Annotated in this window: 7 protein-coding genes; 6 read left to right on the top strand and 1 reads right to left on the bottom strand. The window is 61.2% G+C overall.

Features of this window, described 5'->3' with window-relative positions:
* The first annotated feature begins 14 nt into the window (after positions 1-14).
* From rpoC to AC3WOS_RS26155, 6 genes are all read left to right on the top strand, one after another.
* Positions 15-4,250, top strand: a complete 4,236-nt coding sequence (rpoC, locus tag AC3WOS_RS26180; protein WP_492719942.1) for a DNA-directed RNA polymerase subunit beta' — start codon at positions 15-17, stop codon at positions 4,248-4,250.
* Between the two features lie 172 nt (positions 4,251-4,422).
* Positions 4,423-5,700 carry a methanethiol oxidase gene (gene mtoX / locus AC3WOS_RS26175; RefSeq protein WP_492719940.1) on the top strand — a complete coding sequence of 426 codons (1,278 nt, stop codon included), beginning with the start codon at positions 4,423-4,425 and terminating at the stop codon, positions 5,698-5,700.
* A 7-nt stretch (positions 5,701-5,707) separates the two neighbouring features.
* Positions 5,708-6,346, top strand: coding sequence for an SCO family protein (locus AC3WOS_RS26170; protein ID WP_492719938.1), 639 nt, complete (start codon positions 5,708-5,710; stop codon positions 6,344-6,346).
* Between the two features lie 307 nt (positions 6,347-6,653).
* Positions 6,654-7,313 (top strand): ArsR family transcriptional regulator, encoded by a 660-nt coding sequence (locus tag AC3WOS_RS26165; protein ID WP_492719936.1) that lies wholly within the window; start codon positions 6,654-6,656, stop codon positions 7,311-7,313.
* A gap of 273 nt (positions 7,314-7,586) precedes the next feature.
* Positions 7,587-8,687, top strand: coding sequence for a cell division protein FtsZ (gene ftsZ / locus AC3WOS_RS26160; RefSeq protein ID WP_492719935.1), 1,101 nt, complete (start codon positions 7,587-7,589; stop codon positions 8,685-8,687).
* A 199-nt stretch (positions 8,688-8,886) separates the two neighbouring features.
* The gene (locus AC3WOS_RS26155) at positions 8,887-9,207 is read left to right on the top strand and encodes an Mpo1-like protein (protein WP_492719934.1); all 321 of its coding nucleotides are present in this window, start codon (positions 8,887-8,889) and stop codon (positions 9,205-9,207) included.
* A gap of 123 nt (positions 9,208-9,330) precedes the next feature.
* Here AC3WOS_RS26155 and AC3WOS_RS26150 read toward each other — a convergent pair whose 3' ends face one another.
* On the bottom strand, positions 9,331-11,169 hold the full coding sequence (locus tag AC3WOS_RS26150) for a DUF885 domain-containing protein (RefSeq protein WP_492719932.1): 1,839 nt from the start codon (positions 11,167-11,169) through the stop codon (positions 9,331-9,333).
* Positions 11,170-11,422: the final 253 nt, after the last annotated feature.

Raw genomic sequence — 11,422 nt, 5'->3', positions numbered from 1 at the left:
CTCTGGAGTGATACATGAAAGCACTGCTCGATCTATTCAAGCAAGTACAGACGAACGAGACCTTTGACGCGATCAAGATCGGTCTCGCCTCGCCTGAAAAAATCCGTTCGTGGTCCTACGGCGAAGTCAAGAAGCCGGAAACCATCAACTACCGCACCTTCAAGCCTGAGCGCGACGGCCTGTTCTGCGCCAAGATCTTTGGCCCCATCAAGGACTACGAGTGCCTGTGCGGCAAGTACAAGCGCCTGAAGCACCGCGGCGTGATCTGCGAGAAGTGCGGCGTGGAAGTGACGCTGGCCAAGGTGCGCCGCGAGCGCATGGGCCACATCGAACTGGCTTCGCCGACCGCCCACATCTGGTTCCTGAAGTCGCTGCCATCGCGCCTGGGCATGGTGCTGGACATGACGCTGCGCGACATCGAGCGCGTGCTGTACTTCGAAGCCTACGTGGTGACCGATCCCGGCATGACCCCGCTGAAAAAGTGCCAGATCATGTCGGAAGACGACTACGCCGCCAAGTACGAAGAGTACGGCGACGACTTCACCGCCTTCATGGGCGCCGAAGGTATCCGTGAACTGCTGCGCTCGATCGACATCCACCGCGATGCCGAGACGCTGCGCGTGGAACTGAAGGAATCGAAGTCCGAAGCGAAGATCAAGAAATACGCCAAGCGCCTGAAAGTGCTGGAAGCGTTCCAGCGTTCGGGCATCAAGCCTGAGTGGATGATCATGGAAGTGCTGCCGGTGCTGCCGCCGGAACTGCGCCCACTGGTACCGCTGGACGGCGGCCGCTTCGCGACCTCCGACCTGAACGACCTGTATCGCCGCGTCATCAACCGTAACAACCGCCTGAAACGTCTGATGGAGCTGCGCGCTCCAGAGATCATCACGCGCAACGAAAAGCGCATGCTGCAGGAAGCGGTCGACTCGCTGCTGGACAACGGCCGTCGCGGCAAAGCGATGACCGGCGCCAACAAGCGTCCGCTCAAATCGCTGGCTGAAATGATCAAGGGTAAGGGCGGCCGCTTCCGTCAGAACTTGCTCGGTAAGCGCGTCGACTACTCGGGCCGTTCCGTCATCGTGGTGGGTCCGCAGCTCAAACTGCACCAGTGCGGTCTGCCGAAACTGATGGCGCTGGAACTGTTCAAGCCCTTCATCTTCAACAAGCTCGAACTGATGGGCCTGGCGACCACGATCAAGGCCGCCAAGAAGCTGGTCGAGATCCAGGAGCCGGTGGTGTGGGACATCCTGGAAGACGTGATCCGCGAACATCCGATCATGCTCAACCGTGCACCGACGCTGCACCGCCTCGGTATCCAGGCGTTCGAGCCGGTCCTGATTGAAGGCAAGGCGATCCAGCTGCACCCGCTGGTCTGCGCCGCATTCAACGCCGACTTCGACGGTGACCAGATGGCAGTCCACGTGCCACTGTCGATCGAAGCGCAGATGGAAGCGCGCACCCTGATGCTGGCGTCGAACAACATCCTGTTCCCATCGAACGGCGAACCGTCGATCGTGCCGTCGCAGGATATCGTGCTCGGTCTGTACTACGCGACCCGCGAGGCGATCAACGCCAAGAACGAAGGTATGCTGTTCCCTGACGTGTCGGAAGTCATCCGTGCCTACGACAACAAGGAAGTGGAACTGACCACCCGTATCACGGTACGTATCGTTGAGAATCCAAAAGATCCGGCGACGGGCGAGTTCGTCCGCACCGTGACCCGTTACGAGACCACGGTCGGCCGCGCCATCCTGTCCGAGATCCTGCCGAAGGGCCTGCCGTTCAGCGTGCTGAACCGCGCCCTGAAGAAGAAAGAGATTTCGCGCCTGATCAACACCTCGTTCCGCAAGTGCGGCCTGCGCGCCACCGTCGTGTTCGCCGACCAGCTGATGCAGTCGGGCTTCCGCCTGGCAACGCGCGCCGGTATCTCGATCTGCGTGGACGACATGCTGGTGCCGCCACAGAAGGTGACGCTGATCTCGACGGCCGAATCGGAAGTCAAGCAGATCGAACAGCAGTACGCTTCCGGTCTGGTGACCGCGGGCGAGCGCTACAACAAGGTGGTCGACATCTGGGGCAAGACTTCGGACGAAGTCGGCAAGGCCATGATGGACCAGCTGAAAGTGGAAGACGTCATCAAGCGTGACGGCACCAAATCGACCCAGGAATCGTTCAACGCGATTTACATGATGGCCGACTCGGGCGCCCGCGGTTCGGCAGCCCAGATTCGCCAGCTGGCCGGTATGCGCGGTCTGATGGCCAAGCCTGACGGTTCGATTATCGAAACGCCGATTACCGCGAACTTCCGCGAAGGCTTGAACGTGTTGCAGTACTTTATTTCGACCCACGGCGCCCGTAAGGGTCTGGCCGACACGGCGCTGAAGACGGCAAACTCCGGTTACCTGACCCGCCGTCTGGTGGACGTGACCCAGGATCTGGTGGTGATCGAGGACGATTGCGGCACGACCAACGGCACGCTGATGAAGGCGATGGTCGAGGGTGGTGAAGTGATCGAAGCCCTGCGCGACCGTATCCTGGGCCGCGTGGTGGTGAACGACGTGGTCAATCCTGAAACCCAGGAAACCCTGTACGAAGCGGGCACCCTGATGGACGAGGACATGGTCGAAGAGATCGAGCGTCTGTCGATCGACGAAGTCAAGGTCCGCACCCCGCTGACCTGCGACACGCGCTTCGGCCTGTGCGCCAAGTGCTACGGCCGCGACCTGGGCCGCGGCATGCTGGTCAACGCCGGCGAAGCAGTCGGTGTGGTGGCGGCGCAGTCGATCGGTGAGCCGGGTACCCAGCTGACCATGCGTACCTTCCACATCGGTGGTGCGGCGTCGCGTGCGGCAGTGGCATCGTCGGTGGAAGCGAAGTCCAACGGTACCATCCGCTTCACCTCGACCATGCGTTACGTCACCAACGGCAAGGGCGCGCAGATCGTCATTTCCCGTTCCGGCGAAGTGCTGATTACCGACGACCACGGCCGTGAGCGCGAGCGTCACAAGGTGCCGTACGGCGCCACCCTGATCGTCAAGGATGGCATGGTCATCAAGGCCGGCACGGCCCTGGCGACCTGGGATCCGCTGACCCGTCCTATCATTACCGAATACGCCGGTATCGTGCGTTTCGAGAATGTGGAAGAAGGCGTGACCGTGGCCCGTCAGGTGGACGAAGTGACCGGCCTGGCTACCCTGGTGGTGATCGACGCCAAGCGTCGCGGTTCGCTGACCAAGACCATGCGTCCGCAAGTGAAACTGCTGAACGACGCCAACGAAGAAGTGAAGATCGCCGGCACCGAACACTCGGTGGCGATCGGCTTCCAGGTCGGCGCGCTGATCATGGTGAAAGACGGCCAGGCAGTGTCGGTCGGTGAAGTGCTGGCACGTATCCCGACCGAATCGCAGAAGACCCGCGACATTACCGGTGGTCTGCCACGCGTGGCCGAGCTGTTCGAAGCCCGTTCGCCGAAGGACGCCGGTATGCTGGCCGAAGTGACGGGTACCGTCGCCTTCGGTAAAGAAACCAAGGGTAAGCAGCGTCTGGAAATCACGGACATGGACGGCAACAAGCACGAGTTCCTGATCACCAAGGACAAGCAAGTACTGGTGCACGACGGCCAGGTGGTGAACAAGGGCGAGATGATCGTGGACGGCCCGGCCGATCCGCAAGACATCCTGCGCCTGCTCGGTATCGAAGCGCTGGCCCGTTACATCGTCGACGAAGTGCAGGACGTGTACCGTCTGCAGGGCGTGAAGATCAACGACAAGCACATCGAAGTGATCGTGCGCCAGATGCTGCGTCGGGTACAGATCGTCAACGCCGGCGACACCAACTACATCGTGGGCGAGCAGGTCGAGCGCTCCGAGCTGCTGGACGAGAACGACCGCGTGACGGCCGAAGGCAAGATCCCTGCAACGTACGAAAACGTGCTGCTGGGTATTACCAAGGCATCGCTGTCGACCGACTCCTTCATCTCGGCCGCATCGTTCCAGGAAACCACCCGCGTGCTGACGGAAGCGGCGATCATGGGCAAGCGCGACGGTCTGCGCGGCCTGAAAGAGAACGTCATCGTCGGCCGCCTGATTCCTGGCGGTACGGGTCTGGCCTTCCACCGCGCACGCAAAGAGAAGGAAGCGTGGGAAGTGGAAGAGCGTCAGGCACTGCTGCTGGCAGAAAAGGCCTCGATGGCCGCCAGCGTCGAAGCGGAACCGACCGAACAGGTCAGCCCGCACAGCGACGAAGCGTAATCGACCTTCGCGGCATACAGAACGGCACCTTCGGGTGCCGTTTTTTTTTTCGCCCATACGTTGCGCCAGTGTAGCGACGCGCAGGAAAGAAATGACGTACTATTAATAAATATCAAAGATTACTCATTTGATACAGCTAAGCTCGGATGTCTCTACCCTGACGGAGTGACCCATGAAACTGCTGTCCACCCTTTGCTTCGGCCTCGCCTGCCTGCTGGCCGGCCCCGCCGGCGCCGATGAAACCTGCAATTCCCCCTACATGGCCAACCTGATCAAGGGCCAGGAAGACTACATCCACGTCTGGACCCTGGGCATTGCCGGCATGGGGGACGGCAGCGACAAGCTGGTCACCATCGCCGTCAATCCCGCCTCGCCCCGGTATGGCAAGGTGGTGTCGAGCTTGTCCGTGGGCGGGCGCGGCGACGCCCACCACATGGGCTTCACGGACGACCGCAAATACCTGTGGGCCGGCCGCCTGCAGGACAGCAAGATCTTCGTGTTCGACGTGGCCAGCGACCCGGCCCACCCGCGCCTGCTGAAGACGCTGGAAGGCAAACAAGGCTATGTCGGTCCCCATACCTTCTATGCCTTGCCGGGCCGCATGCTGGTGGGCTACCTGTCCAATGAGCACGACATGGGCGGGGCCACCGGCATGGTGGTGTACAACAACAAGGGCGACAAGGTGGCCAGCTATGCCATCCCCACCGGCAAGATCGGCCAGGTGCAGGGCGACGGCTACGGTTATGACCTGGCCATCAACCCGGGCCGCAACGCCATGCTCAGCACCAGCTTCACGGGATACCGCAACTACCGCACGGATCTGGACAAGTTAATCGCCGATCCCGTCGCGATGAAGAAATTTGGCAACACGATGGTGCTGTGGGACTTCAAGGCCATGCAGCCGCGCCAGATCTTCAGCACCCCAGGCGCGCCACTGGAAGTGCGCTGGTCGCTGGCCGAAGGGGACAACTGGGCCATCACGGCTACGGCCCTCACCTCGAAGCTATGGCTGGTCAAGCCCGATGCCAGCGGCCAGTGGCAGGCCTACGACGTGGGACCCATCGGCGACCCGGCCAAGACCCCGCTGCCGGTCGATATGTCGATCGCGGCCGACGGCAAGCGCCTCTGGGTCAATACTTTCATGGACGGCAAGACCCGCCTGTTCGACTTGAGCAAGCCGGAAGCGCCGCGCCAGGTCTATGAAAAGGTGACGGGCAAGCATGTGAATATGGTGAGCCAAAGCTGGGACGGCAAGCGCGTCTATATCACCACCAGCCTGCTCGAGCATTGGGACCTGGGCAATGACGACCACTTCCTCAAGCTGTATCACTGGGATGGCCAGGAACTCAAGGAACAATGGAAGATCGATTTTTACAAGGAAAAACTGGGGCGGCCGCATCACATGAAATTCACCGCGAGCGCGCCGGATAATGTGGCGACATTGCGCTAGTGTAGTCTTGCTTTCCTGGGCCGCCGCCAGCACGGCCCAGGCGGCACCCTATTTATTCGTGCCGGCCCCCGGCAGTTATTATCTGCCCGTCATACAAAAAGGGCCGGCCGGCACCGTGCTGGCCGGCGATGGCCGCAGCGTACCCCTGGCGCCATATACAGAGGAGCGAATCACGCTGCTCAATTTCATGTACACCTATTGCACCGACCCCGTCGGCTGTCCCTTGTTATTCTCCACCTTGAATAATGTCCGGGCCAGATTGCTGGCCACGCCGGCATTGGCGCGCAAGGTGCGCTTCGTCAGTATTTCATTTGATCCCAGTAATGACACGCCGGAAATGATGCAGCGCTATGGCGGGCCGTTGGCCGCCAGCGCGAATCTGTTGCATTGGGATTTTCTCACCACGCGCGCCGTGGCGGATTTGCAGCCCATATTGGCCAGCCTGGACCAGCCGGTGCAGGTGCAGCGCGATAAACAGGGAAAACCGGGCCGCCTTTATTATCACCTGCTGAAACTGTATTTATTCGACCGCAATGGGAATATCCGCGAAATATATAATGCCGCGTTTCTCCAGCCGGAACTGATTTATAACGATATCCGCACGTTGCTGCTGGAACCGGACAACGGCAAGCCGGCCGGCCGTTAAGCGCCGTCCATTTGACGCCGGGTGGCGGCTATCGACTGCCGGCAGCCGGGCCGGCCTTGTGCCGCCTTCCATACATGCCAAAATATGGCATGTTTTACAACCTTGGCGACTTGCTCAGCGTGCTCGGCGACGTGGATCGAAGCGGGCTGCGCGGCGCCGCCCGGCCGGGTCTCCACGCCCCCGCCGTGTCGCTTCCTCTCTTCCCATCCTGAAAATGTGGCGTCCCATGGGCGAGCGCGCGTGCGCGTGGCCATAATGTTATCGATTCCATGCCAAGTCCCGGTCTATTCGTGCTAGGATTTGGCGCATGATTGCTCAAGCCCTCTTCACACCCGCCCAGCAGAAACTGCTCGGCTTGCTGTTTGTGCGTGTCAACCAGGGCTACCACCTGAACGAGATCATGCGGCTGACGGGGCTGGGCAGCGCCTCCGCGCAGCGTGAATTGAAGCGCCTCAACGATGCGGGCCTGATCGTCTCCGAGCGGATCGGCAATGTGCGCCAATTCCGCCCGAACAAGGAGTCCCCGGTCTATGGTGAATTAAGCAGCCTGGTAAAGAAGAGTTTTGGACTGGTCAGCGTCCTGCACGCGGCGCTGGCGCCCCTGCATAAAGTGCTGACCGTCGCCTTTGTTTATGGCGCGACCGCCAAGGAACAGGAAGCACTGGATACCCCGGTCGAATTGCTCTTAATCGGCGATAACACCAGCTATGGCGAATTGTTATCGCGCCTGCCGGTGGCTGAGCGTTTATTGCGTCGTAAAATTAATCCCAATTTATATTCGATCCCCGATTTCCGGCGCCGGCTGCGCGAACAGCAGGGATTTATTCTGCAGGTATTACGGGAGCAGAAGATATACGTGCTGGGCGATGAATCCGACCTTGAAACGGTAGTGCAGGAAGAATCGGCCATGGGAATGGATGTGAAACGGAGCGATTTCCAGAAGTCAGACCATCAGCCAGGGGTGTAACTGGAAGTTGAAATGCCGCAAGCGAGATTGAGTGGCTGGACCACCGCAACTGCTTGCTTGATGTCACGACCTCCGGGGATGGGGCGGGGGCGGTGAACGCATGTCGCCGTAATTGCACTCAGTAAATTGCACGCAATATTACAAATGCTTGCGAATGAAACCTTTATCCGCTGTATCGTGCGCGCCTCAGCAAGTAGGCTAATGGATTCGGCAGTGGCCAGCATCGCCCGATGGCAGGGCTGGCCTTGCGCAACCCATTAATAGGAGTCTTCCTTGTTAGAGCACAAACATACGCAGCCTGAGACGGTCATCAAAGTCATCGGTATTGGCGGTGCCGGCGGCAACACGGTCAACCATATGGCGCTGGCCGGACTGGCCTCGTTCGAATTCATCTGCGCCAATACGGATGCGCAGGCGCTGTCCATCGCCCGCGTCGAAAAACGGATCCAGCTGGGCGAGAGCGGCCTCGGCGCGGGCAGCGACCCGATCGTCGGTCGCGAAAACGCCCTGCGCGAACGCACCGTCATTGCCGACGCGCTCAAGGGGGCCAATATGGTGTTCCTCACTGCCGGCATGGGCGGCGGCACCGGCACCGGTGCGGCGCCGGTGGTGGCCGAAGTGGCACGCGAAATGGGCATCCTGACGGTCGGCGTGGTATCGAAGCCGTTCGAGTTCGAAGGCCCGCGGCGCATGCGGGTGGCGGAAGAGGGCATCGCCATGCTGGCGAAATGTGTCGACTCGCTCGTTATCGTTCTCAATAGCCGTCTGGAGGAAGTATTGGGCGACGATATCACGCAGAAGCAGGCGTTCGCGGCCGCCGACGAAGTGTTGAGCAAGGCGGTGGCCGGCATCGCGGAAATCATTACTGTGCCCGGCATGATCAATGTCGACTTCGAAGACGTGCGCACGGTCATGCGCCAAACCGGCATCGCGATGATGGGTTCTGCCCAGCACAGCGGTGAAGACCGTGCCGTCAAGGCGGCCGAGGAGGCCATCGCCTGCCCACTGCTCGATGGCTCCAACCTGCAGGCCGCACGTGGCTTGCTGGTCAACATCACCGCATCCGAGGAAACACTGAAATTGCGTGAGACAAAACAGGTGATGAACGTGATCTGCGGGCAGGTCGGCGACGACGCCATCATCAAATTCGGTGCCGTCTTCGACGATGCGCTGGGGGACGCCATGCGGGTGACCGTGGTCGCCACAGGATTGAACCGGCCCAGCGACTTCGCCGCCGGCGCGCGGCGCTCGCCGGTGTCGCGTTTAACGCCGGGCGGCAACACGGGGCCGGGCGGGCCCAACCTGCTGCGGGGCGGCGGCTTGAAGGAGGCTTTGCCGCAAGCGATACCGCGCCAGAGCGCTTCCCCGCAATAGCCGCCATGCCAGGGCGGCGTCGATGCCCGGTCAACACAGGATCATCGCGTCCATGCCCAACCCCGCCGTATTCATGCTAGGATTTACCGCATGATCGCCCGCACCCTGCGATCTGGACAAGATTGTCCTTGGCGCGGCGGGCGTGGAAGCGGATGCGAACTGGCGTCACTCAAAAAGTGATACAAACACCGGGGGGTAAATGGAAGCCGAATTGCCGCAAGCGCGATATAAGACTTTCCGGGAATTCTATCCCTACTATTTAAGCGAACATAGCAATGCAATTTGCCGCCGGCTGCATTTCATCGGTTCCAGCCTGATTATCCTGATGGTGGGCATCAGCGCCGCCAGCGGCCAGCTGGCGCTCCTGTGGTCGCTGCCGGTGATCGGTTACGGCTTCGCGTGGCTAGGTCATTTCTTTTTCGAACATAACCGGCCCGCTACATTCACCTATCCCCTCTACAGCCTGCTGGGCGACTGGGCCATGTTCCGCGATATTCTGACGGGTCGCGTGCGCTGGTAATGGCTGCCTGCCGGCTGGCATTTCTATTTCAATAAAAAAACCGGGGAGCGGCGGCGCAGCGGGAACGGCAAGTTCCTGTGCGTCACCGGTCCCCGGTTCTGACGGACGTGTTCGACCGTCTGCTTAGTTTTGCGCCTGCTTCTGGGCCGCGATCCAGTTGTCGATCTTTTGTTCCAGCAGGGCCAGCGGCAGCGTGCCGTCGCCCAGCACGGCCTCGTGGAACTTCGGCAGGCTGAACTTGTCGCCCAGGGCCGCCGCCGCGCGCTGGCGCAGCTCGACGATCTTCAGCATGCCGATCCGGTAACCGAGGGCCTGGGCCGGCCAGGCCATGTAGCGTTCCGTCTCGCTCTTGGCCACTTCGTCGTAACCTAGCGTTTCGCGCATGTACTGGATGCTTTGTTCGCGCGTCCAGCCCTTGGCGTGCATGCCGGTGTCCACCACCAGGCGTACGGCGCGCAGCAGGGCATCGTTCAGGTGGCCGAAGTATTGGGCCGGATCGTCAAACAAGCCCATTTCCTTGCCCAGCGTTTCCGCATACAGGGCCCAGCCTTCCGTGTAGGCATTGTTGCCGCCGTATTTGCGGAAGTCCGGCAAGTTCAGTTCCTGCATCAGGGCGATGTGGAAATGGTGGCCAGGCTTGCCTTCGTGCAGGAACAGCGTCGTCATGCCCGTGCTGCCGTACTTGGTCGGATCGTTGACGACGGACCAGAACACGCCGGGGCGGGAACCGTCGCCGGCCGGGGCTGTGTAGTGGTCCGATGCCGTGGCGCGGCTCAGCTCCGGCTCCAGGCGCAGGTCCAGCTTGGCCTTGGGCACCAGCGTGAACAGCTGCGGCAGCTTGGTGTCGAGCACGTCGTTTAGCTTATGGTAGACGGCTTGCACTTCCTCCTCCGTCTTGAACGGACGGAACTTGTCCTGCTGCGACACCCACACGGGCAGGCCGGACGCGGGGCCGGTATAGCCCAGTTTCGGGCCCAGCAGTTCGAACTGGTGCTGGATGGACGCCACTTCACGCAGGCCGATGGCATGGATTTGCTCGGGGTTGAGCGACGTTGTGGTCGCGTTGGCGACACGGGCCTGATACCAGGCCATGCCGTCCGGCAGTTTGCCGAGGCCGGTCGTGGTGCGGCAGGCCGGGATGTATTGCTTGTCCAGGAAGGTTGCCAGGCGAGCCAGGGCCGGCATCACCTGGTCGGCCACCGTGCTGCGGTAGGCAGCCGTCAGGCGTTGCTTGTCCGCATCGGAGAAGGCAGCGGGCAGCTTGGTGATGGGCGTGTAGAAGATATTGCTTTCCGGCGTAGCGCTCACCAGTTTCTGGAACTGGGGCAGGGCCGCTACCATGATGGCCTTGGGCTGGGTTACACCCTTGCGCATGCCCACGCGCATGTTGGCGATGGCCTGGTCTATCCAGGCCGGCAGCTGGGATACGCGGCTCAGGTAGGCATCATACTGGGCGACGGTGGCGATGGGCTGCGACGCCTCGCCGCCCGCATAGTTGGCCAGCATCACGGGTACGCTGTCCATCTGGTTAATCGGCAGCAAATGCTCGGGGAATTTCTCCATCGCCAGCAGGCCGTGCAGTTCATAGGCCAGGATGTCGTAATTGATGCGGTCGGCCCGATCCAGCTGGGCGCGTGGAATGGCGGCCAGTTGCTTGCTGTACTGGCGGTAGAGCGCGAACTGCTTGGCGCGCACGGCGGGCGCGATGCTCATGCCCAGCTGGTCGTCGTAGCGGTTATCGCCATTCTCCGTCGCACCGATGGGTTCGAAGCGGGCCGTCGCCTGATAGTAGGCATCGGCCAGGGCCAGCAATTGCTGGCGGACGGCGGCCGGGCTGGCGGCCGGCACGGCCTGGATGGCCTGGGCGGTTGGCGCGGCGGCGTAGCTGGCGCCCAGCGGTGCGCAGGCCAGGGCCACGGCGGCGGCCAGCGGGGCAAGAATGAGGCGTAGGCGTAGCGTCATATTCGTTTCCTGTTCGAAAAATGGTAGAGATAGTACAAAACGGCGCTTAGCATACGCCATCATCTTCCATTGAGGAACAAATTTACACCGCCTCCCGCCATCCCAAATCCGCCCAAACGCAAAAATGGGGACGTACCCCATTTTCCCCAATTTGATCGGCATGCCGACAAAAAATGGGGGACGTAACCGTTCATGAGGAAGGATTTCTCGCCCCCGTGCATGAAAGCTCGATCGAGAGCAAGATGGAGTGGCG

This window comes from Rugamonas sp. FW305-51 (assembly GCF_058786935.1).
This window is presented reverse-complemented; position numbering and strand designations above follow the sequence as displayed.

Bases quoted from the DNA above. Each gene is read 5' to 3' on its own strand.
- rpoC (WP_492719942.1), top strand. From the start codon at position 15: ATGAAAGCACTGCTCGATCTATTCAAGCAAGTACAGACGAACGAGACC.
- mtoX (WP_492719940.1), top strand. From the start codon at position 4,423: ATGAAACTGCTGTCCACCCTTTGCTTCGGCCTCGCCTGCCTGCTGGCC.
- AC3WOS_RS26165 (WP_492719936.1), top strand. From the start codon at position 6,654: ATGATTGCTCAAGCCCTCTTCACACCCGCCCAGCAGAAACTGCTCGGC.
- AC3WOS_RS26155 (WP_492719934.1), top strand. From the start codon at position 8,887: ATGGAAGCCGAATTGCCGCAAGCGCGATATAAGACTTTCCGGGAATTC.
- AC3WOS_RS26150 (WP_492719932.1), bottom strand. From the start codon at position 11,169: ATGACGCTACGCCTACGCCTCATTCTTGCCCCGCTGGCCGCCGCCGTG.